Here is a 25118-nt window from a genome sequence, read left to right as displayed (position 1 = left end):
CGTGCGTGCGAACACGGCGGAAACACGGGGGAGTCGACGACGGGGAACGGAGCAATACGGAGGTAAACCGCGTCAATTCCCCGTAACGGTGCAAGCGACCCGGTGTACCGGGTACCCGTAGCTGCGAGTATCGTCCTCATCTGCGCGTCCGTGCGCATCGACCGGGCGCACGGCCATATTCGACTTGGGCGGAGGGTCCGTTGTCCCGTTTCCGGCTGATCAAGGCAGTGCTCGGCCCGCTTCTTCGCGTGCTGTTCCGGCCGCAGGTCGAAGGGGCCGAACGTATCCCTGGCTCGGGTCCGGTGATCCTTGCGGGTAATCACCTCACCTTCATCGACTCGATGGTGCTGCCGCTGGTCACCACCCGGCAGGTCTTCTTCATCGGCAAGGACGAGTACGTCACCGGCAAGAGCCTCAAGGGCCGGCTGATGGCGTGGTTCTTCACCGGTGTCGGCATGATCCCCGTCGACCGGGACGGCGGACGCGGTGGCGTGGCCGCGCTGATGACCGGCCGCCGGGTGCTGGAGGAGGGCAACCTCTTCGCCATCTACCCCGAGGGCACCCGCTCCCCCGACGGCCGGCTCTACCGCGGCCGTACCGGCATCGCCCGGCTCGCCCTGATGACGGGCGCCCCGGTGGTGCCGTTCGCGATGATCGGCACGGACGAGGTGCAGCCGGGCGGCAAGGGGCTTCCCAGGATCGGTGGCGGCCGGCGGATCACGGTGCGCTTCGGCGAGCCGCTGGACTTCTCGCGGTACGAGGGCATGGACCGCGACCGCTATGTGCTCCGCGCGGTGACCGACGAGGTCATGAGCGATGTGATGCGCCTGTCCGGTCAGGAGTACGTGGACGTCTACGCGACGAAGGCGAAGGCGGCCTGAGGGGCGCCGCGCCCGACGCCCCTACAGGCGCTGCCCGCGCAGCAGCCGCCAGGCCAGTGCCGCGGCGGCCAGCAGCACGAGGGCTCCGGCACCGGCGCCGTACCGCAAGCCCTCCGTGAAGCTGTCGCGCGCGGCGGCCAGCAACTCCCCGCCCGGCGCCGACGGCAGGGTGTGCGCCGTCTGCACGGCCTCGCCCAGCGACTGCCGGGCGTGCTCCGCGGAGCCCTCCGGAACGCCTGAGGGCGTCTCGAAGGAGCGGTAGAGGCCCGTCACGACCGACCCCAGCAGGGCGATGCCCAGCGCGGCCCCCAGTTCGTAGGCGGTCTCCGAGACCGCGGAGGCGGCACCGGCCTGCTCCTTCGGCACGGTCGAGAGGATCACATCGGCGGTCACCGTGAAGGCCAGTCCCGCACCCACGCCCACGACCAGCAGCACGCTGCCCAGCAGCAGATAGCTGGTCGTCGTCTGCAGCCACACGCAGGCTCCCAGGGCCAGCCCCACGGCGGCGAGCCCGCCGGAGACCGCGCCCCGCACGGAGGTGCGGCGGGCGACCCACCCCGCGAGCAGTCCGGCGACGATCGAACCGATCGCGGCGGGCAGTTCGGCGAGGCCGGCCTGCAACGGGGTGCGCTCCTGCACCATCTGGAGGAACTGGGAGAGGAAGAAGACCAGTCCGGACAGCCCGAGGATGGTCAGCAGGTCGGCGAGGACGGCGCCGCTGAAACCGCGATGGGCGAACAGCCGCATGTCCAGCAGCGGGGCGGGCAGCCGCAGCTGCCGCCGTACGAAGGCGTACAGCGCCGCCAGGCCGACGACGGCCGCCGCCGCGGCGTCCCAGCGGAAGCCGTAGGCCGCGGCTTCCTTGACGGCGTAGACGAGGGCGATGAGGCCGACCATCGACAGGCCGACGCTCGGCAGGTCCCACGGGCCCGGCGCCGGGTTCTTGGACTCGGGCAGCAGCTTGCTGCCGACCAGCACCAGCACGGCCATCACCGGAACGTTGATCAGGAAGACCGATCCCCACCAGTAGTGCTCCAGCAGGAACCCGCCGACGACGGGGCCGACGGCGGTGCCCGCGGCCGTCATGGCGCCCCAGACACCGACGGCCAGGCTGCGCTCCCGCGGGTCGGGGAAGATGTTGCGGATCAGCGCGAGGGTGGCGGGCATCAAGGTGGCGCCCGCCACGCCCATCAGCGCCCGCCACAGGATCATCGCCTCGGCACTGTGCGCGTAGGCGGTCAGCACCGACAGGGCGCCGAACGCCGCCGAGCCGACCAGCAGCAGCTTCTTGCGGCCGATCCGGTCGCCGAGGCTGCCCATGGAGACCAGCAGCCCGGCGATGACGAAGGAGTAGACGTCGCCGATCCACAGCAGCTGGGTTCCGGAGGGCCGCAGGTCCTCGCTGAGGAAGGGCGCCGCCAGGCCGAGGACGGTGACGTCGATGCCGACCAGCAGCACGGCCAGCACCAGCACCCCGAGGGCGAGCCAGCGCAGCCGGGTGGGGGTGGGGGCGACGGTCTGGCTGCTCATTCCTCACTGCTCCGGCGTACGCCGCCGAGCAGCAGCTCGGTGGTCATCCGTACCGAGTCGCGGGCCGCGACCCTGCCGTCCTGGACCGCCCAGGCCGACGCGGTGATCAGCGCGTAGAGGGCCTCGGTCAGCCAGGCCGGGGACAGGTCTATCCGAAAGGCGCCCTCGCGCTGGCCGCGCTGGAAGAGGGCGCTGATGCGCTCGTCGATCCGGGTCCAGCCCGGGTGCTGTTCGCCGGGTTCGAACAGCTGGTTCTCGGTGACGAGGAAGCCGAGGAAGCCGGCGAGCGGTTCGGTCTCGGTGATCAGGCGCCGAACCGCGTCGGCGGCGTCACCTTCCTGGGTGCGGGCCGCGTCCAGCGCCGCGTCGAGGTGGCGCAGGCCGAGCTGTTCGAGCGCGCGGACGAGCGCTTCACGGCCGGCGAAGTGCCGGTGCAGCGTCGCCCGGCTGATGCCCGCCGCCTTGGCGATGTCGTCCATCGAGGAGGTCGGCCGCCGCGTCAGCACATCGGCGGCGGTGCTCAGCAGCTCTTCCCGGTCCAGACTCATGAGACAATCGTACCGCACATGAGACATGAATGTCTCACCCGCGACAGCAATGGCGCCCCGCCGCACCGGGCGACGGGGCGCGTCATCGAGAGGCGGGGCGGATGCTCAGCGCCAGGCGCAGCTCCCCTGCGTCGCACCGCGCTCCAGGGCGCGCTCGGCTTCGTCCTCCCGGAGCACACGGGTGCGCTTCTTCGTTCCCTGCCCGGTGCACACCGCTGTGCGGTCCGCGTAACCGGCCATGTCCAGCAGTATCTGGTCCCAGTGGCGGTACTGCACGTCGTGTCCGCTGTCGTCGTAGCTGCGCGTCACCGGCTTATGGGGCAGCGCCTCCTTCCAGCGGGCCTGGGTCGCGGGCGGGACGGTGGTGTCCTTCGTGCCGGTGTAGACGTAGGCGGGCGCCTTGAGGTGCGACAGGTCGGGGCCGGGGCGCCGGCAGTACAGCTTCTGCTCGTGCACCTGCGCCGAGGGGTCGCCCAACTGGCCGCGCAGATAGTACGAGCGGGCCCCGTCCTCCTCCGCTGTGTCCGTGAAGCCGGGGATGCGACGCACGGGGCTGTCCTCGGGAAAGGCCCACCACTTGCGCGGGTCGCGGATCTGCTCCCGGAAGTACGCCTTGAGCTCCTCGTCGCTCTTGCCGCAGTACGAGGGCTTGTCGCCGTAGGGCGGAAGCGCCGCCGCCAGGTGGAGGGAGGAGACCCGCTCGGGCGCGGCGGCGGCGAAGTGCGCGGCGTAGGGGCCGCCACCGGAGATCGCGACGACGGGCGCCTTGCGGATACCGAGCTTGTCGAGGACGGCACGCACGTCCGAGGTGTGGTCCGCGAACCCCAGGTCCGGATCGAACTCGGTGTCACCGAACCCGTTGCGTTCGACGGAGACCAGCCGCAGCCCCAGCTTCTGCCGGGTCGTGCGCAGGAACTCCGTCATCCCCGAAACGCGGGCCGTGGTCCCCGTACCGCCCAGGAAGAGGACGGGAGTGCCGCCCTTCTCACCGGTGTCGCTGTAGTGCACGGTGCGGCCCGCGTGCCGCAGCTGGTGCATCGGCGGGCCGAGCGGGTCGAACGCGTCCTGGACGACGGGCTTCGGCTTCTTGGTGGCTTCCGCCTGCGATGCTCCGGCCGTGAACCCGATCCCGCCCGCGACTGCTGCGACGGAAAGGGTGAGGGCCACTGCGGCTGTCGATACTTTTTTCACTTCTCGGTCTCCCGGGTCTCAATGTGCGCAGGACCACCTGCCCCGGAACCGATGGGTCATGCGACGAAATCCGCACCTCGGCCGACCCGCTGCCGTGGTGACCTGCGACTTCACTCCCAGGGCAGCTCCGAGCGGCGCCGCCAGTACACGTCCGGCTCCTCCACCAGGTCGGACAGCAGGGCCAGTTGGGCCTCGTCCAGCTCGACCGCCGTGGCCAGCAGGTTTGCGTGCAGCGCCCCGACGGTGGCCGCGCCCGAAAGGACCACCCCCGCCCAGGGCTGCCGCAGTACCGCAGCCAGCGCCACCGCGTCCGGCGTGGTGCCCGCCGCCTGCGCCACCAGGTGCAGATCGCGGGGCTCCTGACCCCCCGCCAGCCGTCCGTTGGCCATCGCCTCCTTGACGATCACCGTCAGTCCCGCCTCGTGCGCCTCGGCCAGCGCCCCGGCCGCCGAGGTCTCCAGCAGGTTGTAGGTGCTCTGCACGGTGCGGAAGAGCCGCTCGCCGTCCACGGTGACCGCCAGCGCCGCGCGGATGGCGTCGGCCTGTGCGGGGCCGCTGGTGCTGAAGCCGACCGTGACGCCTTCGTCGGCCAGCCGAGCCAGCCGCTCGTGCAGCGCGCTGTCGGTCAGTGCGGGGCTGTCCGGGGTGACGGAGTGGATCTGGTAGAGGTCGAGCCGGTGGCCGAGCAGTTCCCGGCTCTCGGCCAGCTGCCGCTCGAACGCCGCCAGGGAGTGGTCCTTGACCTCGTGCACCTCGGCGTCCGTGCGCCACTCCCCCACATAGGTGTAGCCCCACTTGCTGCCGACGACGACGTCGTCGATCTCTGGGTGCTCACTCAGCCAGGCCGCCAGGAACTCCTCCGCCCGCCCGTAGGAGCGCGCCACGTCGAAGTAGCGCACGCCCTGCGCATAGGCGGCGTCCAGGAGTTCGTGCGTCCGGGCGCGCATCGCCTCGGGGGTGCGCTCGGTGGGCAGCTCCGCCTCCCTGCCGAGGGTGAGGTACGCGGGGCGGCCGACGGCGGCGAGCCCGAGGCCGAGGTGGACCGTCGGCGTGGTGGCAGAGGCGAGACGAGTGAAAGGCATCGGCATCTCCCGGCCATGGTGGTGCGGCGGTGCGGCTCTTGTGCCGCACCACCGTACTCGCCGGGCCCCACCTGGCACCCGTACCCCGGCGTGGGGGCCGGCGGTGTCGACCCGGCCCCGCGCCCCTGAGGGGCACGGGGTCCGGCGTCAGCGCTTGGCGTCCGCCCACTCGCGCTGCCGGTCCAGATCGGCGCGGAAGTCGGCCAGCTGCGCGGCCACCGCGGAGGGCGCTGTGCCGCCCTTGCCGTCCCGGGCCGCCAGCGCGCCCGGTACGTTCAGCACCTCGCGGACCTCCGGGGTGAGGTGCGGGGAGAGCGCGGCGAACTGCTCGTCGGTGAGCTGGTCCAGCTCGATGCCCGCACGCTCGCACTCCTTCACACAGGCACCCGCCACCTCGTGCGCGACCCGGAACGGGACCCCCCGCTTGACCAGCCACTCGGCCACATCGGTGGCCAGCGAGAAGCCGGCGGGCGCCAACTCGGCCATCCGGTCGCCGTGCACGGTCAGCGTCGCCATCATGCCGGTGAACGCGGGCAGCAGCAGTTCCAGTTGGTCGATGGAGTCGAAGACCGGCTCCTTGTCCTCCTGGAGGTCCCGGTTGTAGGCGAGCGGCAGCGCCTTGAGCGTCGCCATGAGTCCCGTCAGATTGCCGATCAGCCGGCCGGACTTGCCGCGTGCCAGCTCGGCGATGTCCGGGTTCTTCTTCTGCGGCATGATCGAGGAGCCGGTCGAGAAGGCGTCGTCCAGGGTGACGAAGGAGAACTCCTTCGTGTTCCAGATGATGACCTCCTCGGCGATCTTGGAGATGTCGACACCGATCATCGCGGTGACGAACGCGAACTCCGCGACGAAGTCGCGCGAGGCCGTCCCGTCGATGGAGTTGGCCGCGCTGCCGCCCTCGAAACCCAGATCGGCGGCGACGGCCTCCGGGTCCAGGCCGAGCGACGACCCGGCCAGCGCTCCGGACCCGTAGGGGGAGACCGCCGTACGCGCGTCCCACTGCCGCAGCCGCTCCGCGTCCCGTGCCAGCGCCTGGGCGTGCGCCAGGACGTGGTGCGCGAACAGCACGGGCTGTGCGTGCTGGAGGTGGGTGCGGCCGGGCATCGCCACGTTCGGGTGCGCCTCGGCGAGGCCGACGAGCGCGCCCTGGAGGTCGGCCAGCAGCCCGCCGATGACGCGGGCGTGGTCCCGCAGATACATCCGGAAGAGGGTGGCCACCTGGTCGTTGCGGGACCTGCCCGCGCGCAGCTTGCCACCGAGGTCCTTGCCCAGCCGCTCCAGCAGGCCGCGCTCCAGCGCGGTGTGCACGTCCTCGTCGGCGATCGTGCCCTGGAAGTGGCCGGAGGCGACGTCCCGCTCCAGGGCGTCGAGCCCGGCGATCATCTGCCGCAGCTCGTCCTCGGTGAGCAGGCCCGCCTTGTGCAGGACCCGGGCGTGCGCTCGCGAGCCCGCGATGTCGTACGGCGCCAGGCGCCAGTCGAAGTGGACCGATGCGGAAAGCTTTTCGAGGGCCTCGGCCGGGCCGTCGGCGAAGCGTCCGCCCCACAGGCGGACGTCCCCGCTGTCACTGCTGTTGTGGCTGCTCACTGGATTGCGTGCCTGTTCGTCTGGTGGTGGAGATGCCCCTGCCACTTCCCGGACGCCGTCCGGTCGGAGTCGGGGGCCCGAGCCTACGCGTGCTGGTCGGCCTCGTCGGCATCTTCTTCCCCGTACGGGCATACACTGAATAGCATAAGTATGCGTTGGGCTGCATGATTCGTCAATTCACCGAGCAGCCGGTCCTGACCGGCAGTGCACCCCTGCCACCCACCGCCGCCGGCGACATGGCGACGCGTGCCATGCACCGCCCCTCCCCTACGAGGCGCGACTCTCCAGCTCCTCGGCCAGCACACGGGTGTGACCGATCGAGGGGTCCTTGACAGCGGTCAGCAGGGTGAGCACCCGGGCGCCGGACGCGGCCTCCAGGAGGTCGTCGATCGCCTGCTCCCCCTCCCGGGTGGCGAGTTCGCCGCGGTAGCGCTCGGCGAACTCCTCGAAGCGTTCCGGGTCGTGCCCGTACCACTTGCGCAGTTCCGTACTGGGTGCGACCTCCTTGCGCCAGGCGTCCAGCGCGGCGTCCTGCTTCGAGAGCCCGCGCGGCCAGACGCGGTCCACCAGGACGCGGGCACCGTCCGCGGCGGGGTCCGGGGCCTCGTAGACGCGCCGGACCCGGATACTGAGCTTCTTCTCGGCAGTCATGAGGCCAGCGTGCGGCCGGTGCCGCGGCTCTCGCATGTTGACGCCGTTCACATTGCTCGTTAGCGTACCGCCATGGCCGACTTCCCGAGTCTCGCGCGGCAGACGTGGCACCAGTTGGAACCCGTCTACGCATCCGTCTACTTCTCCCCCGAGGTCACCGCCCAGGCCGACGCCCTCGGCTACGACACCACCGAGCGCTGGCCCGCCTACTTCGCTCTGCGCGCGGCTCCGCTCGGAGCGGCGACGGCCCAGTTGGTGACGGCGACCTTCTACAGCTTCAGCCCGCACGTGGTCGCCGAGCACGTTCCCGGCATCTGGCGGACCGCCTCGCCCCAGGCGGTGCTGGACGCCCGCACCCGGGGCGTGGACGCCACGCTGCGCGCCATGCTCGGCGACCGGATCGCGGACCCCGGTCTCGCCGAGGCCGCCGAACTGGCCCGCACCGCCGCCGAGGCCGCCGCTCTCGCCGGGCGCCCGCTGGCCGCCGCCAACGCCGCGCTGGACTGGCCCACCGAACCGCATCTGGTGCTGTGGCAGGCGGCCAACATCCTGCGGGAGCACCGCGGTGACGGCCATCTGGTGGCCTTGCAGGCCGCCGGGCTGGACGGCTGCGAGGCGCTGGTGTCCTTCGCGGGGATCGGCGCGGCCCCGGTGGCGAACTTCGCCTCCCGCGGCTGGAGCGAGCAGGAGTGGGCGGCGGCCCGCGACCGGCTGCGGGATCGCGGCCTGCTCGACGCCGAGGGCGGCGCCACCGAACGCGGGCGCGAGGTGCGGGACGAGGTGGAGCGCGTCACCGACGAGCTGGCCGCGGCGCCGTACCGAGCCCTCGGTGAGGACGGCTGCGCCCGGCTGGCCGAGCTGAACCGTCCGGCGTTCACCGCCGTGATCGAATCCGGGCTGCTGCCCACGCAGTCCACGCTGGGCATCCTCACGGTGCGGGCCCCCGGGCCCAGGTGAACGCGACAGCCGCATGCCGCCCCGGCGGGCGCCCGCCGGGGCGGCATGCGGCGGCCACATCGCGAGACGGCCTTGCCAACCGGCCCTACCAGGGCGTTTTCTCTCCGGGTGCGAACCGAACACCAGAACACTTCGCCGGGCGCCCCCGACTCCCCGGGGGCCGCAGCCGAGCAGCGCGGAGCCCGCCGCGCGGTGACCCTCTTCCCCCTCCTGGTGCTGCTCGCGGGCGCGCTCGGACTGCTGAGTCCCGGCAGCTTCACGGGAGGGGCCGAGGCGGTGCCGTATCTGCTCGGCGTCGTGATGTTCTGCATGGGACTGACCATGACGGTGCCGGACTTCCGGGGCATCGTGCGGCGGCCCTGGGCGGTCGCGCTCGGGCTCGCTGCGCAGTACCTCGTGATGCCGTCACTGGGCTGGCTGATCGCCCAGGCGCTGGACCTCTCCCCGCAGCTGGCCGCCGGTGTGATCCTCGTCGGCTGCTCGCCGGGCGGCACGGCATCGAACGTCGTCACCTATCTGGCCCGCGGTGACGTCGCCCTCTCGGTCTCCGTCACCTCGGTCTCCACGCTGGTCGCACCGCTGCTGACGCCGCCGCTCACGCTGTTCCTCGCGGGCGAGTTCCTGCCGGTGGACACCGGTTCGATGTTCGGCGACATCCTCAAGACGGTGCTGCTGCCGGTGCTGGGCGGACTGCTGGTGCGGCTGGTCGCCGGGCGCCATGTGGAGCGGGCGCTGCCGGTCCTGCCGTGGCTGTCCGCGGTCACCATCGCGGCCATCGTCACCATCGTGGTGGCCGGCAGCGCGGACACCATCAAGTCGGCGGCCGCCCTGGTCTTCCTGGCGGTGGCACTCCACAACGGCCTGGGCCTGGCGATCGGTTACACCGTGGGGCGGCTGACCCGGCTCGGCGAACCGGCCGGCCGCGCCATGGCCTTCGAGGTCGGTATGCAGAACTCGGGTCTTGCCGCCTCCCTGGCCACGGCGCACTTCAGCCCGCTCGCGGCACTGCCCGCCGCCGTCTTCTCGGTGTGGCACAACGTCTCGGGAGCGGTGGCCGCCGCGTGGTTCGGTTACCGCGACCGGGCCGCCGCCCCCGAGGACGCCGGTGGAACCGGGAGCCCGAAGGACTCCGACGGCTAAGCGGCCGGGTCCAGCCGGTAGATCTCGCCGCCCAGCGCCAGCACGTAGAGCTCCTGGTCACCGCCCTCGGCGAAGGAGACGACCTCCCCGCCGTCGACGCCGAGGTCCGTCTCGCCGGTGACCTTTCCGTTCTTCATCTCCAGCGCGCGGATCGCGCCTTCGCAGTAGTCGGAGAACAGGTACTGGCCCCGCAGGTCGGGGAGGGCGTCGCCGCGGTAGACGTGGCCCCCGGTCACCGAGCAGCGTGCCGGGCCGCGGTCGTACTCGAAGACCGGCGGCACATGGTTCGCCGGCTCCTGACCTGCCACCGGCAGCGTGCCCTCCATCCGGGCCCAGCCGTAGTTCTCGCCGCCCGCGCTGTCGGCGGGCGCCCAGTCGATCTCCTCGCGCCGGTTCTGGCCGACGTCGCCGATCAGCAGATCACCGGTGGCCGAGTCGAAGGAGAACCGCCACGGGTTGCGCAGCCCGTACGCCCAGATCTCGGGGCGCGCACCCGGCTTCCCGACGAACGGATTGTCCTCGGGCACCGCGTACGGATCGCCCTTGCCCGGGTCGATGCGCAGCATCTTGCCGAGGAGCGTGTCGAGATTCTGCCCGTTGTCCTGCGGGTCGTTGGCGCTGCCGCCGTCGCCGAAGGCGACGTAGAGCATGCCGTCCGGTCCGAAGGCGATGTCGCCGCCGTTGTGGTTCGCGTACGGCTGCTCCTGCTGGAGAACGGTGCGGCGGCTGCCTTGCTGCACCTCGCCGTTCTCGACGGCGAACTCGTCGAGCCTGCTGTCGCCCTGCAGATCGGTGAACGAGAGGTACAGATGCTTGAAACCGGGATCGAAGGCGATGCCGAGGAGGCCTCGCTCACCGTCCTCGGTGGTCTCCTCAGTGATGTCGACGACGGGGTCGCCGAGTCCCTTGTCGTCCAGGACCCGTACCGTGCCCGACCGTTCGGCGATCCAGACGGTGCCGTCGGGACCGGCCGTTCCGTCGATGGGGTTCTTGGCCTCGGCGACCTTCGTGAGGGACACGTCCGCCTGTCGCGGCGCGGTCCTGTCTTCGGCGGACGCCGTGGATAACGCGAGCGAGGCGGCCAGCACGAGCGTGCCGACCAGCGCCGGGCGTTTGCGAACTCTCACCCTGATCCTCCTGCAAGCAGCGGTCACGTCGTCACCCGGCTGCGAGGGGGCCGTGGGAGATGGGGGGCGCCCGCGCCAGCATGCAACCTGGGTGGGGGGTGGTGCCCTACTGGCTGTCCGTGAGGGTAGTGCCCGCGAACCGCGCGGGACAGGTCTTGTGCACCCCTCGCGCGCGCTCAGCGTTCCTTCTGCGCCAGTGCCAGCAGATGGTCGGCCAGTGCCTGCCCGCCGTCCGGCGCCCGGCTGATCAGCAGCAGCGTGTCGTCCCCCGCGATGGTGCCGATGATCTCGTGCACCCCCGCCTGGTCGATGGCCGAGGCGAGGAACTGGGCGGCGCCGGGCGGAGTACGCAGCACGACGAGGTTGGCGGACGCCTCGGCGGAGATGAGCAGCTCACCCGCGAGCCGCGCCATCCGGGCCTCGGTGGCGGACTCGCCCAGCGGCGCCCGAGGGGTGGGGTCCCCGCCCTCGGCGGGGACCGCGTAGATCAGCTCGCCCCCGGTGTTGCGGATCTTGACAGCGCCCAGTTCGTCGAGGTCCCGGGAGAGGGTGGCCTGGGTGACCGTGAGCCCGTCGTCGGCCAGGAGCTTGGCGAGCTGGCTCTGCGAGCGGACCGGCTGCCTGCTCAGGATGTCGACGATACGGCGATGACGGGCCGTCCGCGTCTGCGGGACGGCCTGTCCCCCGTGCTGCTCCTCGGTCATCGTGCGCGTACCCCTCTGGTTCATCTGCTTCGGCTCATCGCTGTCTGCCGGCCGTGGCGTCGGCCGCCGCCGCGTCGAGGACGGCGGGCAGCGCCCGCACGAGCGCTTCCGCGTCGGCCTCGCCGACGATCAACGGCGGAGCGAGCCGGAGGACGTCCCCGGCGACCGCGTTCACCAGGAACCCCGCGTCCTGCGCCGCCTGCTGCGCGCGCGGCGCGACCGGCTCGGTGAGCACGATACCCAGCAGCAGCCCCGCGCCGCGGACCTGTGCGACCAAGGGGTGGTCCAGGCCCAGGACGCCCTCCCGCAGCCGGGCGCCGACGCGCTTGACGTGATCGAGCAGCCCGTCGGCCGCGATCGTCTCCAGCACCGCGAGGCCGGCGGCGCAGGCGACCGGGTTGCCGCCGAAGGTGGAGCCGTGCTGGCCCGGCTCCAGCAGCTCGGCGGCGGCGCCGAACGCCAGCGTGGCGCCCAGCGGCAGCCCGCCGCCCAGCCCCTTGGCGAGCGTGATGACATCGGGCGCGACACCCTGCGCCTGGCACGCGAACCAGTGCCCCGTTCGGCCGATGCCGGTCTGGATCTCGTCCAGCACCAGCAGCGTGCCGGTGGCGGCGGTGATCTCCCGGGCCGCGGCCAGATAGCCCTCGGGCGGCACGACGACGCCGCTCTCGCCCTGGATCGGTTCGACGATCACAAAGGCCGTCTCCTCGGTGACCGCCGCGCGCAGCGCCTCGATATCGCCGTACGGGACGTGGGTGACGTCGCCGGGCAGCGGACGGAACGGGTCCTGCTTGCCCGGCTGGCCGGTCAGCGCGAGGGCGCCCATGGTGCGGCCGTGGAAACCGCCCTGGGTGGCGACCATATGGCTGCGCCCGGTGCGCCGCCCGATCTTGAAGACGGCTTCGACGGCCTCCGCACCGGAGTTGGCGAAATACACCCTCCCCGGGCGGCCCGCCACCTGAAGCAGCTTCTCGGCGAGCGCGACGGGCGGCTCGGCGATGAAGAGGTTGGAGACATGGCCGAGAGTGGCCACCTGATCGGAGACGGCACGCACCACGGCCGGATGCGCGGTACCGAGCGCGTTGACGGCGATGCCGCCGACGAAGTCGGTGTACTCCTTGCCCTCGGCGTCCCACAGCCGGCTGCCCTCGCCGTGGGTCAGCGGGATGCGCGGGGTGCCGTAGTTGTTCATCAGCGCGCCCTGCCACCGTCCGGTGAGGGCGGAGTTGTCGTGCGCGATGGTCATGCGGGGCCCTCCGGCTTCCGTGGCGTGTGCTCGCCCGCGTCGCGAGGCGTGTTCCGGGGTGCGTCGCGTGGCTCGGGCACGGCGTCCGGCACGACCATCGTGCCGATGCCCTCGTCCGTGAAGATCTCCAGCAGGATGGAGTGCGGCACCCGCCCGTCCAGCACCCGGGCCGTGTGCACCCCGTTCCGTACGGCGTGCAAACAGCCCTCCATCTTGGGGACCATCCCGCTCGCCAGCTCGGGCAGCAGCTTCTCCAGCTCCGCCGCGCTCAGTTCGCTGATCACGTCGTCGCTGTTCGGCCAGTCCGCGTACAGGCCCTCCACATCGGTGAGGACCATCAACGTCTCGGCCCCCAGCGAGGCGGCGAGCGCGGCTGCCGCGGTGTCGGCGTTGACGTTGTAGACCCCTCCCGCGCCGTCGGCGGCGTCCGCGCTGCGGGCGATGGAGGAGATGACCGGAATCCGCCCGTCGTCCAGCAGCGCCTCGATGGCACCGGTCTCCACGGAGCTGATCCGGCCCACCCGGCCCAGGTCGACGGCTTCCCCGTCCACCTCGGCCAGGTGCTTGGTGGCCGCCATGATGTGGGCGTCCTCGCCGGTCATGCCGACGGCGAGCGGGCCGTGCTGGTTGAGCAGATTGACCAGCTCGCGCTGCACCTGGCCCGCCAGCACCATCCGTACGACGTCCATCGTCTCGGGCGTGGTCACCCGCAGCCCGGCCCGGAACTCGGACTCCAGCCCCAGCCGGTCCAGTTGCTTGCTGATCTGAGGGCCGCCGCCGTGCACCACGACGGGGCGCAGCCCGGCGTGCCGCAGAAAGACGACGTCCTGGGCGAAGGCCGCCTTCAGCTCCTCGTCCACCATGGCGTTGCCGCCGAATTTGATCACCACGGTCCTGCCGTGGTGCCGGGTCAGCCAGGGCAGCGCCTCGACGAGGATCTGCGCCTTGGGCAGCGCGGTGTGTTTGCGGGTGCTGCGGGGCTGTCGGACGCTCATGACGAATACGCGCTGTTCTCGTGGACGTAGTCGGCCGTCAGGTCGTTGGTCCAGATGACGGCGGACGCGGAGCCCGCGTTCAGGTCCGCGGTGATGCGGACCTCGCGGAAGCGCATGTCGACCTTGTCGCGGTCCTCGCCGACGGAGCCGCCGCGGCAGACCTGCACGCCGTTGATGGCCACGTCCAGCCGGTCGGGGTCGAAGGTCGCGTCGGTGGTGCCGATGGCGGCGAGCACCCGGCCCCAGTTGGGGTCCTCGCCGTGCACGGCGCACTTGAGGAGGTTGTTGCGGGCGATGGTGCGGCCCACGGTGACGGCCTCGTCCTCGTCGGCCGCGCCCACCACCTCGATACGGATGTCCTTGGAGGCGCCCTCGGCGTCCCGGACGAGCTGCTGCCCCAGGTCGGCGCAGACCGCGTGGACGGCCTCGGCGAACTCGGCCTGCTCCGGGCGGACTCCGCTCGCTCCGGAGGCCAGCAGCAGCACCGTGTCGTTGGTGGACATGGCACCGTCGGAGTCGATGCGGTCGAAGGTGGTGCGGGTGGCGGCGCGCAGCGCGCCGTCCAGCTCCCCTGCCGTCAGGTCGGCGTCGGTGGTCAGGACGACGAGCATGGTGGCCAGACCCGGGGCGAGCATGCCCGCGCCCTTGGCCATACCGCCCACGGTCCAGCCCGCGGGGCTGGTGACCACGGCCGTCTTGTGCACGGTGTCGGTCGTCTTGATGGCGAGGGCGGCCTTCTCACCCCCGTGCTCGGACAGCGCTGCGGTGGCCGTCTCGACGCCGGGCAGCAGCTTGTCCATCGGCAGCCGCAGCCCGATCAGCCCCGTGGAGGCGACCGCGACCTCCGCCGCGCTGTGCTCGCTACCGGTGGCAGCCGTCAGCGCCTCGGCCGCCTGCTCCGCCGTCGCGTGGGTGTCCTGGAAGCCGGGAGCGCCCGTACAGGCGTTGGCGCCGCCGGAGTTGAGGACCACGGCGGACACCCGGCCGCCCTTGAGGACCTGCTCGGACCAGAGCACGGGCGCCGCCTTGACGCGGTTGGAGGTGAAGACCCCCGCCGCCTCCTGGCGCGGCCCGTTGTTGACGACGAGCGCGAGGTCCAGCCCCCCGCTCTCCTTGATCCCGGCGGCGATACCCGCCGCCGTGAACCCGCCGGCCGCTGTGACGCTCATGGTGCGACTCCGATCGTGGAAAGTCCCAGTCCCTCGTCCAGGCCGAGGGCGATGTTCATGCTCTGCACGGCACCGCCCGCGGTGCCCTTGGTGAGGTTGTCGACGGCGCCGACGACGATGACCCGGTCCGCTTCCGGATCGTGGGCGACCTGCAGGTGCACGGAGTTGGAGCCGGCCACCGAGGCCGTCGCGGGCCACTGCCCCTCCGGGAGCAGGGTGACGAACGGCTCGTCCTGGTACGCCTTCTCGTACGCGGCCCGCAGTTGCTCGACACTCGTACCCGGGGTGGCCTTGGCGCTGCAGGTGGCGAGGATGCCGCGCGGCATGGGGGCGAGGGTCGGGGTGAAGGAGACGCTGACCCGCTGCCCCGCGGCGGCCGAGAGATTCTGGATCATCTCGGGGGTGTGCCGGTGCGTACCGCCGACCCCGTAGGGGCTCATCGAGCCCATGACCTCGCTGCCGAGCAGATGCGGTTTGAGGGCCTTGCCGGCGCCGGAGGTACCCGTCGCGGCGACGATCACGGCCTCGGGCTCGGCGAGGCCGCCCGCGTAGGCGGGCACCAGCGCGAGCGAGACGGCGGTGGGGAAGCAGCCGGGTACCGCGATCCGCTTCGTCCCGCGCAGCGCCTCGCGGGCGCCGGGCAGCTCGGGGAGACCGTAGGGCCAGGTACCGGCGTGCGGGGTGCCGTAGAACCGCTCCCAGTCCGCCGCGTCGGCCAGCCGGAAGTCGGCGCCGCAGTCGATCACGAGGGGCCCGTCGTCGGGGGTGCCGAGCTGCTCGGCGACGGCCGCCGACTGCCCGTGCGGGAGGGCGAGGAAGATCACGTCGTGACCCCGCAGCACCTCGACCGTAGTCTCCTCCAGCACACGGTCCGCATACGGGACCAGGTGCGGCTGGAGCGTCCCGAATCGCTGCCCGGCGTTGCTGTTGCCGGTCAGCGCCCCGACCTCCACCTGTGGATGCCCGGCGAGCAGGCGCAGTACCTCACCTCCCGCGTATCCACTCGCTCCCGCCACCGCCGTGCGCACCGCCATGAGACCTCCTCCTCGGAGGCATGACTATACGCAGTGCAGCAGTTTTATGCAACGAATGATGCGATCACCTGGTTGCCGGGATACGACTGGGCGCTTCACTTGACGGATGAGCACCCGACTTGGCGGCCCTGAGCCCTTCAGCCGACGGACGAGAGAGTGACTACGGTTCTCACCTGCGAGGACCTAGCGATGCGGGGGACTCGGGCGCCCGGCATCCGGTCTCAGTTCGCCGCGCTCTCGGTGGCAGCAATGGTCTGGCGCAGAAGGCGGCTCGCGGTCTCCAGGTGAGGCCGGCCCGACGCCCCAGGTGCGGTCCCGACAGATTGAGGCTTCAGATGGCGATGCCCGCCATCTGAAGCACTCGGTCACCCGGGGCCGGGTTCCGAGAAGAGCGAGAACTATCGTTCTCCGGGGGCTACTGAAGCATGCGTTCCTCTCCTAGGCTCGTTGCGATTTCAACAGGGGGTTGAGATCTCAACGAGGGGGATTGATGCATCTCAGGAAGCGTGTGACCGCGACCGCCTTCGCCTTCGCCGTCGCGACCGGCGCCGCACTGACCGGGGCCGCACCCGCGGGAGCAGCGGCTCCGGCGGCTCCGGCAGCGGGGGACGTCGTCTCGAAGTACTCCATCGACCTGGCGGGGTGCTCGTGGCACCACGACCGCTACTGGGGCGAGAGCGCCGGGACCTGCTCCTCCACCTGGGCCTCCGGCTGGGTCGAGGACCAGGAGTCCGACGGCAAGTGCGTCCAGGTCAAGATCGAATGGAAGCGCAACGGCAGGGTCGCGGACACCGACTACTCGGCGAAGGCCTGCCCCGACGGCGAGCGGGAGACCTTCTACAAGAAGCCGGGTGACGGCAGCCACTGGACCGCGGACAACCTGGACGTCACCACCTACCAGAGCTGACGTCAGCGCCTGCCGGGTCCGAGGCGCCCGGGCCCGGCAGGCGGCGCCGGGGGCAGGTGAGGCGGGGCCGAGGGGCGGAAAAGCTGTCGCCCGGGGGTGGCACCGGCCGTGATACTCGCCCCCATGCTTGATTTCTCCGACTTCGACACGCGTGGCTACCGCACCGTGGACGTCGCCACCGGCTACGGCCAGTGGGTCACCACTTACGAGGACACCGTCGAGGACGTGATGGACCTCGCGCTGCTGGACGAGTTGACCGTGCCCCCGTGGCGCGAGGTGCGGCGCACGGCCGACCTGGGGTGCGGCACCGGTCGGACCGGCGCCTGGCTGCGGCGTCGAGGGGTCACCGGCACGCTCGACGGGGTGGACCTGACGCCCGGGATGCTGCGAAAGGCCCGCGCCAAGGGCGTCCACGACCGGCTCCTGGAGGGCGACGTCCGCGCCACCGAGCTGGAGTCGGGCGCCTACGACCTGGTGATCTCCTCACTCATCGACGAGCACCTGCCCGATCTGCGGCCGTTCTACCAGGAGGCGTGGCGGCTGGCGGCGCCGGGCGCGCACTGCGTCGTCGTCGCCTTCCATCCGCACTTCATCATGGCCTCCGGGATGCCCACCCACTTCACCGACGCCTCGGGGGAGCACGTCGCCATCAGCACCCACGTCCATCTGCTCAGCGACCATGTGAGCGCGGGGCTGGGTGCCGGATGGCGCCTCGCCGAGATGCGGGAGGGAGTCATCGACGACCGCTGGCTGGAGCGCAAACCGAAGTGGGAGAAGTACCGCCACCACCCGATCTCGGCAGCGCTGGTGTGGCACCGGGAGGGCGACTGAGTTCGGCGGCGACCTCGCGACGCGCGTTTGCGTTGGAGCGCGCTCCAAGGCCTAGCGTCAACGACCAGATCGCACCAAACGGCGCCCGGCCCGAAAACCGCTGGTCCGGGCGCCCCGGCACAGGAGGTACCGCATGACCGCCCTTCCCACCCGCCACCTCGGGGAGCTCACCGTCGCCGCGCAGGGGCTCGGCTGCATGGGTATGAGCCACGGCTACGGCTCCTCCGACGACGAGACGTCCGTCGCCACCCTTCACCGGGCACTCGACCTGGGCGTGAACCTCCTGGACACCTCCGACTTCTACGGTGCGGGCACCAACGAGGAACTCATCGGCCGAGCCATCGCCGACCGCCGCGAACAGGTGGTGCTGGCCACCAAGTTCGGCTTCGCCAACAAGCTCGGCGAGCCCACGCTGATCCGGGGCGACGCCGCCTACGTCCGCCAGGCGTGCGAGGCGTCGCTGCGCCGGCTGGGCACCGACCACATCGACCTGTACTACCAGCACCGCGTCGACCCCCAGGTGCCCATCGAGGAGACGGTCGGGGCGATGGCGGAGCTGGTGGCCGAAGGCAAGGTCCGCCACCTGGGACTGTCCGAGGCGAGCGCCGAGACCATCCGGCGCGCCCACGCGGTGCACCCGATCAGCGCGCTGCAGAGCGAGTGGTCGCTGTGGACCCGCGATCTGGAGGACGAGATCGCCCCGGTCTGCCGCGAACTGGGCATCGGCGTGGTGCCGTTCTCCCCGCTGGGTCGCGGCTTCCTGACGGGGCGCTACACCTCGCCCGACGCCATGGAGGAGGGCGACGCCCGGCGCTCCATGCCGCGCTGGGCCGGGGACAACTTCGACCGGAACCTGGCGATCGTCGAGCGGTTGAACGAGCTCGCCGAACGGCGCGGGGTCACGGCGGGCCAGCTCGCCCTGGCATGGGTGCAGCACCGGGGCGACAACGTGGTGCCGATCCCGGGCACCCGGCGGCAGAAGTACCTGGAGGAGAACGTGGCGGCGCTCTCGATCTCCCTCACGTCCGAGGAGCTGGCGGACATCGAGGCGGCGGCCCCCCGCGACCGGATCGCCGGGGCCCGCTACGACGACGGTGCCCTGGCCTTCGTCAACGGCTGAGCGGTATCCGGCCGTCGGCCTGCTCACGGCCCTGCGGGGTGGCGCTGTCGGTCCCCGGGGCCATACTCGTCACCATGGCTGAAGGCAGGGAGCGGGCCGCGGAGGCGGAGCGGGACCACGCGGCGCCGCCGAGCGGGCCCGGGCAGTCACCGGTGGAGAGCGGGAAGGCGCCCGTGGCCGCGGTGCCGGGGGCGCCGGCGGACTCACCGCTGCTGGCCGAGGAGCCCTTCCGGTCGTTCCTCACCGATTCCGGGCCGGGTGTCGTGGCGGAGATGGAGCGCTACGGCGCGGAGTTGGCCGCGCGGCACCACGGGCTGGCCGACGACCCGCTGTGCACCTTCGCGCTGGCGGTACTGGACGGCTGCGGTCCTCCCGAGGGCCGCAGCGGGTTGCGGGCCGACCTCGCGGCCCGTGCCGCCGGGGGCGGTGCCCGGCCGGAGGCCGGAGGAGGAGCCGACGACTCGGCGGAGGGCGGCGAACCGGGCTACGAGAGCGCGGCGGCGCGCCGGGCCGCGGTGTGGCGGGCGCTCGGCGATCTGCTGGCCCGCGAGGAGGGCGCTCCTGTCGACGGGCCACCGCCCATGTTCCAGCTGTCCCGTGCCATGGCCGACGGCCGCCGGAGCCCCGAGTCGGACCGCTTCCGGCTCCTGCACGCCCTGCACGCTGCTGCCGCCCGCAGCTGATCACCGCAGCTCCAGCCGCCAGTCACCCGTGAGCCCGGTGAGCGTGAGGGTGGCGAGCGGCTGGACGTCCAGGTGCCAGTAGGTGTGCGGTGGTGCTTTGAGTACGTAGCAGAGCGCCGCCCGCACTATGGAGGGTTCGGTGACGGCGACCGCCCACTCGCCCGCCGCCACCGGCCGGGTGTCCAGCCAGCCGCCGATCCGGCGGATGAAGGTCAGCAGGGACTCCCCGCCGTGCGGGGCCGATCGCGGGTCGGTGCGCCACTGGTGCACGGCCTCCGGCTCGCGCACGGTCACCTCGGTGAGGGTGGCGCCGCGCCAGCGGCCCATGTCCCAGTCGAGCAGAGCCGGTTGGGCGAGCGGACTGAGGCCGAGGACGGCCCCTGTCTCGCGGCAGCGGGTCGACGGTGAGCAGTAGCGCAGCTGGGCCGCCGCCAGGTGGGAGAGCGTGGGAGCCCTCCGGACGGCCTCCTCCCACCCGGCGGCGTCCAGCGACCGGTCGTCGTCGAAGCGCACGTCCGCTCCAATGGAGCTGCGGCCGGCGGCGAGCAGCGTCATACGCACGTGCATGCGGTGAGAGTAGAGCCGCACGGCCGGGTGTTCGAGAGTCGTACACCCGGGAGTTTTCCGGGAGTTGACCGTACGCGCCCGCTCGACGGGCGTCGGCGCGCGTGTCAGCTCTCCGGCAGCACCTCGGCGCAGGCCGCACGGAGGCGGCGCACCCCCTCCACGATGTCGCCCTCGGCCGCAGCGGGCGCGAACGCGAGCCGCAGATAGGGGGCCGGGGGCTCGGCGGCGAAGTAGGGGCGGCCGGGCGCGACCGCGACTCCGGCGCGCAGTGCGGCCGCGCTCAGCGCGTGTTCGTCCGTCCCGTCGGGGAGCCGCAGCCACAGGTGGTGGCCGCCGCGCGGGGCGTGGGCGAGCTCCAGTGCGGGCAGTTCGGCGGCGAGCGCGGTGAGCATCAGTTCGCGGCGGGTACGCAGCTCGGCGGCGACGGTCCGCAGATGACGGGGCCAGGCCGGGGCGCCCACGAGTTCGAGCGCCGCTTCCTGGAGCGGCCGGGGCACGAAGAAGCTGTCGACGATCTGGATGGCGCGCAGCCGCTCCAGTACGGGTCCGCGTGCGGCCAGTGCGCCGACCCGCAGGTTCGGCGAGGTGACCTTGGTCAGCGAGCAGACGTGGACGACCACGCCGTCCGGGTCCTCGGCGCGCAGCGTGGCCGGGAGCGGCCCGGCGTCCTCGTGCGCGAGGTGCCGGGCGAAGTCGTCCTCGATCACGAAGGCTCCCGCCTGCCTCGCCACCCGCAGCACCTCGCGGCGGCGGTCGGGTGCGAGCACGGCGCCGGTCGGGTTCTGGAACAGCGGCTGGCAGACGAAGACCCGGGCGCCGCTGGCCCGGAAGGCGTCCGCCAGCAGTTCGGGCCGCACTCCCCGGGTGTCGACCGGCACCGGGACGGGGCGCAGCCCCGAGGCGCGTGCGGCGGCGAGCATGCCGGGGTAGGTGGGGGATTCCACGAGCACGGCGGCGCCCGGGGGCGCGAGCGCCCGCAGCGCGGTGGTCAGCGCCGCCTGTCCGCCCGCGGTGACCAGCACGTCCCCGGCGGAGACCGGACCCGCCGGTCCGCCGATCTCCCGGGCGAACCAGCCGCGCAGCTCCTCCACGCCTTCGAGGGGCGGCCGTCGCCACGCTCCCGGGCGGCGTCCGGCCCGGGCGAGTGCGGCGGCGAGGGCCTTCTCCGGCTGGAGGCCGGACGGCAGATAGCCGCCGCCCAGTTCGAGTACGCCGGGCGGCGGTGCGTCGAGTGTCGTCGTCACCCCGCTCGCGTCGACGCTGCGGGGCACCTGGTCGGGGGAGGCGTCGGCGCTCAGGGCCACCTCCTGCCAGGAGGTGTCGCCCCGCCCGTGGAGCTCGCTGTGCGGCTGCCGCGGCTCGGCGCGGAAGGCGCCGGCTCCGGGACGGGTGACCACCAGCCCCTCGGCCGCCAGCACGGCCAGCGCCCGGGACACGGTGACCGGGCTGGCCCGGAACCGTTCGACCAGGGCCCGACTGGAAGGGAGCTTCGCTCCCGGAGAGTAGCGATCCAGCTCCCCCCGCAGCCAAGCGGCCAGTTCGGCAACACTGCTACGCTCTGCCATGAGAGAACACGATAGCGCTACTCGCCACGCGGAGATAGCGGACCCGGCCACGGGAGGGCCCGCAGGGACCGCACTCAGGAGCCCGGCCACCGGCCCGGCACCGGCCCCCTCCCCCAGCGCTCCGCCCCGGTCGGCAGCCCACCCGCCACCGTCCGCCACCGTCGGATCCGCCACGGAACGGCGCCCGGCCGCGCCCACCGCCCCGGCCGCGCGCACCGGTGTCGTGTTCGCCGTCCTCGGGGTCGTGCTCTTCTCGCTGACGTTTCCCGCGACCAGCTGGGCACTGGAGGGGTTCGGTCCATGGACGTCGACAGCGCTGCGCGGCGTTCTCGCGGGGCTCGTCGCCGGTGCCGTGCTCGCGGTGCGGCGGATACCGGCTCCGGCTCGGCAACACTGGGTCGGGCTCGCGCTCGCCGCCTCCGGGGTCGTGATCGGGTTCCCGCTGCTGACCACACTCGCCCTGCAGACCTCCACCACCTCGCACGCCGCGGTGGTCGTGGGCCTGCTCCCGCTGACGACGGCCCTCTACTCGTCGCTGCGCACCGGGTCCCGGCCCGCTCCGCTGTTCTGGGTGGCGGCGCTCGCGGGCGCCGCCGTGGTGGTCGCGTTCGCGCTGTACCAGAGCGGCGGCGCCCCCGGCATCGGTGACCTCTATCTGTGCGGGGCGCTGCTGATCTGCGCCGCCGGGTACGCGGAGGGCGGCAGGCTGGCGCGGGAGCTGCCCGCGCTGGAGGTGATCGGGTGGGCGCTGGTGGGCTGTCTCCCGGTGTCCGCGGTCGGCGCCGCTCTCGCTCTGGCGTACGAGCCGGTCACGCTGACCGCGCACTCGGTGCCGGGCCTGGTGTGGAGCGCGGTGTGCTCCCAGTTCGTGGGGCTGCTGTTCTGGTACCGCGCCATGGGGCTGGCCGGAGTGGCCCGAACCAGCCAGGTGCAACTTGCGCAGCCGCTGCTTACGCTGGTGTGGGCGGTGCTCCTACTCGGTGAGCGGCTGTCTCCCGCCGCGCCGGCGGCGGCGCTCGCCGTGCTGGTGTGCATCGTGGTCGTACAGCGCAGCCGCGCCTGACCACCGCCGAACAGGAGGGCATGTGTCATGCGAGCGAACACAGGCGACCAACTGCTGATGCACGGAAGGACCGTGGGGCAGCACGACCGTACGGCGGAGATCGTCGAGGTGATGGGCACCAGGGGCGAGCCCCCGTACCGAGTGCGCTACGACGACGGCCACGAGGCCGTGGTCTCCCCCGGCCCCGATTCCGTCGTCCGGGGACGCCCGGAGAAGCAGGGCGAGAAGGGCTGAGCCTCCCGGCGAAGCGCCGGCCTTGGGGACCGGGCCGGCACGGGACCCGCTCCCTTCCGGCCCGGCCCTTCGACCGCCATCGGCCCCTCGGCCCCGTGACCTCCGTGGCCCCTTCCGCTGCGGCGCCCGCACACGGTGCGGGCGCCGTTCTGGTGCTCCGCGCGGCAGCGAGCCCGCCTTCCGCACATAAAGGACCTTTCGCCCCCGCCCGCCCCCTGTCGTTCCCGCACAGGTAACGTCGGGCGGCGAGGCGGCGCGTCCCGGCGCCCTCAGACATCCGGGACGGGTTCGCCACGGACCGTGAAATTCAGCGAAAGGCACGAGGTGACGGAGTCTGTAGCCGGCGTGGAACGCGTCGGAGTGGTGGGCTGTGGCCAGATGGGTGCGGGGATCGCGGAGGTGTGCGCGCGGTCCGGCCTGGAGGTGATGGTCGCGGAGACCACCGGTGAGGCACTGGAGCTCGGCCGCACCCGGCTGGTCAACTCGCTCGGCAAGGCCGCGGACCGCGGCAAGATCAGCCGACAGGAGTGCGACGACGCGCTGGAACGACTGTCCTTCACCACCGACCTGGGCGACTTCGCCGACCGGGACCTGGTCGTCGAGGCCGTGATCGAGAACGAGCAGGTCAAGACGGAGATCTTCCAGGTACTGGACCAGGTGGTGACCCGCTCCGACGCCATCCTGGCCTCGAACACCTCCTCGATCCCGCTGGTGAAGCTCGCCGTCGCGACCTCGCGCCCCGACCAGGTCATCGGCATCCACTTCTTCAACCCGGCACCGGTGCAGCAGCTCGTCGAGCTCATCCCGGCGCTGACCACCGGGGAGGAGACCGTCAAGCGCGCCGAGACCGTGGTGGGCCAGGTGCTGGGCAAGCACACCATCCGCGCGCAGGACCGCTCCGGCTTCGTCGTCAACGCGCTGCTGATCCCGTACCTGCTCTCCGCCATCCGGATGTTCGAATCGGGCATCGCCAGCCGCGAGGACATCGACAACGGCATGGAACTCGGCTGCGCCCACCCCATGGGTCCCCTCAAGCTGACCGACCTCATCGGCCTCGACACCGTCGCCTCGGTCGCCGACTCGATGTACGCCGAGTTCAAGGAACCGCTCTACGCCGCTCCCCCGCTTCTGCAGCGCATGGTCGACGCCGGCCGGCTGGGCCGCAAGGCGGGCGCCGGCTTCTACGCCTACTCCTGAGCAGCGGACAACTCCGCTCGGTCCGTCAGGTCATCGCCGTGCAACCGCGTGACGAGGGCCGCTGCCCGGAGCTCAGGAAGCGGGAAGCGGCCCTCGAAGTCCGAAGGGGCCTGCGGAGTTCTCAGGGAGGATCAGGTGCGGTCGATGACTTCCGAACTCATCCGCCTCGTACGACCATGACCCGGCGCCCGCGGGTGTGACCGGCCTGGCTGTCGGTGTGCGCCGCCGCGGCCTCGGCGAGCGAGTAAGACTTCTCGACCGGGATGTGCAGCTTCCCCCGCGAGATGAGGTCGGCGGCCTCGGCGAGCGCTGCCGGCACGCTCCCGGCCACGCCGGAGAATCGCACACCGAGCCTGGGCGCATCGAGATCGGCGATGGAGACCACCTTCAGCGGATCCCCGGTCAGCTCGACGAGTTCGCGGATCACGCCCGAGCCGGCCAGATCGAGAGCCGCGTCCACCTGGCCGAGCCGCCGCACCCGCTCGACCCACCCCTCGCCGTATGTCGTGGCGAGGGCCCCCAGGCCCCGCAGATAGTCCTGGTTCGCGGCCCCGGCCGTGCCGATCACCGTGATGCCGCGGGCACGGGCGATCTGCAGCACCGCCGACCCGACTCCCCCGGACGCACCGCTGACCAGCAGCGTCTGCCCGGACCGCACACCGACCTCGCGGAGGATGCGCAGCGCGGTCTCCACCACGGAGGGGTACCCGGCCGCCTCCTGGAACGTCAGGCCCTCGGGCATCCGCGCCCAGGCCGACAGCACGGCGAACTCGGCATAGGTGCTCGAGCCTTCGCCGAACACATGGTCGCCGATCTCGACCCCTTCGACTCCCTCGCCGACCTCGTCCACCACCCCGGCGGCGTCGAGCCCCACACCGGCGGGCAACTCGATCGGATCGTGTGCCGTACGGCGGTCCTTCTGGAACTGGCCTTCACGGATTCTCCAGTCGACGGGGTTCACACCCGCCGCCCGTACGGCGATGCGTATCCGACCGGGACCGGCGTGGGGCTCATCGGCGTCCACGAGTTGCAGCACGTCCGGACCGCCGAACTCGGCGAAGCTCACTTTCTTCATGCGGCCGACCGTAGCACTAACGGTTAGCTTTAAA

Annotated in this window: 25 protein-coding genes; 10 read left to right on the top strand and 15 right to left on the bottom strand. The window is 72.1% G+C overall.

Annotated features, from left to right (window positions below; translation table 11 throughout):
• Window positions 1-200 precede the first annotated feature (200 nt).
• The gene (locus tag JW613_RS16255; RefSeq protein ID WP_099878786.1) at window positions 201-881 is read left to right on the top strand and encodes a lysophospholipid acyltransferase family protein; all 681 of its coding nucleotides are present in this window, start codon (window positions 201-203) and stop codon (window positions 879-881) included.
• A gap of 21 nt (window positions 882-902) precedes the next feature.
• Here JW613_RS16255 and JW613_RS16250 read toward each other — a convergent pair whose 3' ends face one another.
• The 6 genes from JW613_RS16250 to JW613_RS16225 form a co-directional block, all read right to left on the bottom strand.
• Window positions 903-2411 (bottom strand): MFS transporter, encoded by a 1509-nt coding sequence (locus JW613_RS16250; protein ID WP_209211546.1) that lies wholly within the window; start codon window positions 2409-2411, stop codon window positions 903-905.
• Window positions 2408-2959 carry a TetR/AcrR family transcriptional regulator gene (locus JW613_RS16245; RefSeq protein WP_209211545.1) on the bottom strand — a complete coding sequence of 184 codons (552 nt, stop codon included), beginning with the start codon at window positions 2957-2959 and terminating at the stop codon, window positions 2408-2410. Before JW613_RS16245 ends, JW613_RS16250 begins: the two co-directional genes overlap by 4 nt.
• Window positions 2960-3064: 105 nt before the next feature.
• Complete coding sequence (locus JW613_RS16240; protein ID WP_209211544.1) at window positions 3065-4150, bottom strand: alpha/beta fold hydrolase; 1086 nt, start codon at window positions 4148-4150, stop codon at window positions 3065-3067.
• A 110-nt stretch (window positions 4151-4260) separates the two neighbouring features.
• Window positions 4261-5232: an aldo/keto reductase gene (locus JW613_RS16235; protein ID WP_209211543.1), complete on the bottom strand. Its 972-nt coding sequence runs from the start codon at window positions 5230-5232 to the stop codon at window positions 4261-4263.
• A 147-nt stretch (window positions 5233-5379) separates the two neighbouring features.
• Window positions 5380-6819 carry an argininosuccinate lyase gene (argH, locus tag JW613_RS16230; protein ID WP_209211542.1) on the bottom strand — a complete coding sequence of 480 codons (1440 nt, stop codon included), beginning with the start codon at window positions 6817-6819 and terminating at the stop codon, window positions 5380-5382.
• Window positions 6820-7086: 267 nt separating this feature from the next.
• The gene (locus tag JW613_RS16225) at window positions 7087-7470 is read right to left on the bottom strand and encodes a DUF488 domain-containing protein (RefSeq protein ID WP_209211541.1); all 384 of its coding nucleotides are present in this window, start codon (window positions 7468-7470) and stop codon (window positions 7087-7089) included.
• 72 nt (window positions 7471-7542) lie between these two features.
• Between JW613_RS16225 and JW613_RS16220 the strand changes: the two genes are divergently transcribed.
• Window positions 7543-8427, top strand: a complete 885-nt coding sequence (locus tag JW613_RS16220) for an SCO6745 family protein (protein WP_209211540.1) — start codon at window positions 7543-7545, stop codon at window positions 8425-8427.
• 108 nt (window positions 8428-8535) lie between these two features.
• The gene (locus tag JW613_RS16215; RefSeq protein ID WP_307865921.1) at window positions 8536-9567 is read left to right on the top strand and encodes a bile acid:sodium symporter family protein; all 1032 of its coding nucleotides are present in this window, start codon (window positions 8536-8538) and stop codon (window positions 9565-9567) included.
• On the opposite strand, the gene JW613_RS16210 is transcribed toward JW613_RS16215, so the two are convergent.
• The 6 genes from JW613_RS16210 to argC all read right to left on the bottom strand — a co-directional run bounded on the left by JW613_RS16210 (window position 9564) and on the right by argC (window position 15842).
• Window positions 9564-10694: a PQQ-dependent sugar dehydrogenase gene (locus JW613_RS16210; protein WP_209211538.1), complete on the bottom strand. Its 1131-nt coding sequence runs from the start codon at window positions 10692-10694 to the stop codon at window positions 9564-9566. The two genes, JW613_RS16215 and JW613_RS16210, sit on opposite strands and share 4 nt — an antisense overlap.
• A 176-nt stretch (window positions 10695-10870) precedes the next feature.
• Complete coding sequence (locus tag JW613_RS16205) at window positions 10871-11398, bottom strand: arginine repressor (RefSeq protein ID WP_099886328.1); 528 nt, start codon at window positions 11396-11398, stop codon at window positions 10871-10873.
• Between the two features lie 34 nt (window positions 11399-11432).
• On the bottom strand, window positions 11433-12644 hold the full coding sequence (locus JW613_RS16200; RefSeq protein WP_209211537.1) for an acetylornithine transaminase: 1212 nt from the start codon (window positions 12642-12644) through the stop codon (window positions 11433-11435).
• Entirely contained in the window at window positions 12641-13639 is a 999-nt protein-coding gene (argB, locus tag JW613_RS16195) for an acetylglutamate kinase (RefSeq protein ID WP_245225790.1), read from the bottom strand. The genes JW613_RS16200 and argB overlap by 4 nt, the downstream gene beginning before the upstream one ends.
• A complete protein-coding gene (argJ, locus tag JW613_RS16190; protein ID WP_209211536.1) occupies window positions 13636-14808 on the bottom strand; it encodes a bifunctional glutamate N-acetyltransferase/amino-acid acetyltransferase ArgJ in 1173 nt (390 codons plus the stop codon). The genes argB and argJ overlap by 4 nt, the downstream gene beginning before the upstream one ends.
• Window positions 14805-15842: an N-acetyl-gamma-glutamyl-phosphate reductase gene (argC, locus tag JW613_RS16185; protein ID WP_209211535.1), complete on the bottom strand. Its 1038-nt coding sequence runs from the start codon at window positions 15840-15842 to the stop codon at window positions 14805-14807. The genes argJ and argC overlap by 4 nt, the downstream gene beginning before the upstream one ends.
• Before the next feature lie 508 nt (window positions 15843-16350).
• Here argC and JW613_RS16180 point away from each other — a divergent pair.
• The 4 genes from JW613_RS16180 to JW613_RS16165 all read left to right on the top strand — a co-directional run bounded on the left by JW613_RS16180 (window position 16351) and on the right by JW613_RS16165 (window position 19383).
• Entirely contained in the window at window positions 16351-16749 is a 399-nt protein-coding gene (locus JW613_RS16180; protein ID WP_209211534.1) for a hypothetical protein, read from the top strand.
• 123 nt (window positions 16750-16872) lie between these two features.
• Window positions 16873-17580: a class I SAM-dependent DNA methyltransferase gene (locus JW613_RS16175; RefSeq protein ID WP_209211533.1), complete on the top strand. Its 708-nt coding sequence runs from the start codon at window positions 16873-16875 to the stop codon at window positions 17578-17580.
• A 133-nt stretch (window positions 17581-17713) separates the two neighbouring features.
• Window positions 17714-18700: an aldo/keto reductase gene (locus JW613_RS16170; protein WP_209211532.1), complete on the top strand. Its 987-nt coding sequence runs from the start codon at window positions 17714-17716 to the stop codon at window positions 18698-18700.
• A 74-nt stretch (window positions 18701-18774) separates the two neighbouring features.
• The gene (locus JW613_RS16165) at window positions 18775-19383 is read left to right on the top strand and encodes a hypothetical protein (protein ID WP_209211531.1); all 609 of its coding nucleotides are present in this window, start codon (window positions 18775-18777) and stop codon (window positions 19381-19383) included.
• On the opposite strand, the gene JW613_RS16160 is transcribed toward JW613_RS16165, so the two are convergent.
• Both JW613_RS16160 and JW613_RS16155 read right to left on the bottom strand, forming a co-directional pair.
• Window positions 19384-19950 (bottom strand): histidine phosphatase family protein, encoded by a 567-nt coding sequence (locus tag JW613_RS16160; protein ID WP_209211530.1) that lies wholly within the window; start codon window positions 19948-19950, stop codon window positions 19384-19386.
• Window positions 19951-20054: 104 nt separating this feature from the next.
• Complete coding sequence (locus JW613_RS16155) at window positions 20055-21515, bottom strand: aminotransferase-like domain-containing protein (protein ID WP_209211529.1); 1461 nt, start codon at window positions 21513-21515, stop codon at window positions 20055-20057.
• Between JW613_RS16155 and JW613_RS16150 the strand changes: the two genes are divergently transcribed.
• The 3 genes from JW613_RS16150 (at window position 21514) to JW613_RS16140 (ending at window position 24009) form a co-directional block, all read left to right on the top strand.
• A complete protein-coding gene (locus tag JW613_RS16150) occupies window positions 21514-22578 on the top strand; it encodes a DMT family transporter (RefSeq protein ID WP_209211528.1) in 1065 nt (354 codons plus the stop codon). The two genes, JW613_RS16155 and JW613_RS16150, sit on opposite strands and share 2 nt — an antisense overlap.
• A 27-nt stretch (window positions 22579-22605) precedes the next feature.
• The gene (locus JW613_RS16145; RefSeq protein ID WP_099878831.1) at window positions 22606-22812 is read left to right on the top strand and encodes a DUF1918 domain-containing protein; all 207 of its coding nucleotides are present in this window, start codon (window positions 22606-22608) and stop codon (window positions 22810-22812) included.
• A gap of 324 nt (window positions 22813-23136) precedes the next feature.
• Window positions 23137-24009: a 3-hydroxybutyryl-CoA dehydrogenase gene (locus JW613_RS16140; protein ID WP_209211527.1), complete on the top strand. Its 873-nt coding sequence runs from the start codon at window positions 23137-23139 to the stop codon at window positions 24007-24009.
• Between the two features lie 157 nt (window positions 24010-24166).
• Here the strand turns inward: JW613_RS16140 and JW613_RS16135 are convergent, their stop codons facing one another.
• A complete protein-coding gene (locus JW613_RS16135; protein WP_209211526.1) occupies window positions 24167-25084 on the bottom strand; it encodes an NADP-dependent oxidoreductase in 918 nt (305 codons plus the stop codon).
• Window positions 25085-25118 lie beyond the last annotated feature (34 nt).

The sequence above is a fragment of the Streptomyces smyrnaeus genome (assembly GCF_017676345.1).
Lineage (GTDB): Bacteria > Actinomycetota > Actinomycetes > Streptomycetales > Streptomycetaceae > Streptomyces > Streptomyces smyrnaeus.
This window is presented reverse-complemented; position numbering and strand designations above follow the sequence as displayed.

Excerpts from the sequence above, each read along its gene's own strand:
- JW613_RS16250 (WP_209211546.1), bottom strand. The coding sequence starts at position 2,411 with ATGAGCAGCCAGACCGTCGCCCCCACCCCCACCCGGCTGCGCTGGCTC.
- JW613_RS16245 (WP_209211545.1), bottom strand. The coding sequence starts at position 2,959 with ATGAGTCTGGACCGGGAAGAGCTGCTGAGCACCGCCGCCGATGTGCTG.
- JW613_RS16235 (WP_209211543.1), bottom strand. The coding sequence starts at position 5,232 with ATGCCTTTCACTCGTCTCGCCTCTGCCACCACGCCGACGGTCCACCTC.
- JW613_RS16225 (WP_209211541.1), bottom strand. The coding sequence starts at position 7,470 with ATGACTGCCGAGAAGAAGCTCAGTATCCGGGTCCGGCGCGTCTACGAG.
- JW613_RS16220 (WP_209211540.1), top strand. The coding sequence starts at position 7,543 with ATGGCCGACTTCCCGAGTCTCGCGCGGCAGACGTGGCACCAGTTGGAA.
- JW613_RS16205 (WP_099886328.1), bottom strand. The coding sequence starts at position 11,398 with ATGACCGAGGAGCAGCACGGGGGACAGGCCGTCCCGCAGACGCGGACG.
- JW613_RS16200 (WP_209211537.1), bottom strand. The coding sequence starts at position 12,644 with ATGACCATCGCGCACGACAACTCCGCCCTCACCGGACGGTGGCAGGGC.
- argB (WP_245225790.1), bottom strand. The coding sequence starts at position 13,639 with ATGAGCGTCCGACAGCCCCGCAGCACCCGCAAACACACCGCGCTGCCC.
- argJ (WP_209211536.1), bottom strand. The coding sequence starts at position 14,808 with ATGAGCGTCACAGCGGCCGGCGGGTTCACGGCGGCGGGTATCGCCGCC.
- argC (WP_209211535.1), bottom strand. The coding sequence starts at position 15,842 with ATGGCGGTGCGCACGGCGGTGGCGGGAGCGAGTGGATACGCGGGAGGT.
- JW613_RS16175 (WP_209211533.1), top strand. The coding sequence starts at position 16,873 with ATGCTTGATTTCTCCGACTTCGACACGCGTGGCTACCGCACCGTGGAC.
- JW613_RS16170 (WP_209211532.1), top strand. The coding sequence starts at position 17,714 with ATGACCGCCCTTCCCACCCGCCACCTCGGGGAGCTCACCGTCGCCGCG.
- JW613_RS16165 (WP_209211531.1), top strand. The coding sequence starts at position 18,775 with ATGGCTGAAGGCAGGGAGCGGGCCGCGGAGGCGGAGCGGGACCACGCG.
- JW613_RS16160 (WP_209211530.1), bottom strand. The coding sequence starts at position 19,950 with ATGCACGTGCGTATGACGCTGCTCGCCGCCGGCCGCAGCTCCATTGGA.
- JW613_RS16150 (WP_209211528.1), top strand. The coding sequence starts at position 21,514 with ATGAGAGAACACGATAGCGCTACTCGCCACGCGGAGATAGCGGACCCG.
- JW613_RS16155 (WP_209211529.1), bottom strand. The coding sequence starts at position 21,515 with ATGGCAGAGCGTAGCAGTGTTGCCGAACTGGCCGCTTGGCTGCGGGGG.
- JW613_RS16145 (WP_099878831.1), top strand. The coding sequence starts at position 22,606 with ATGCGAGCGAACACAGGCGACCAACTGCTGATGCACGGAAGGACCGTG.
- JW613_RS16135 (WP_209211526.1), bottom strand. The coding sequence starts at position 25,084 with ATGAAGAAAGTGAGCTTCGCCGAGTTCGGCGGTCCGGACGTGCTGCAA.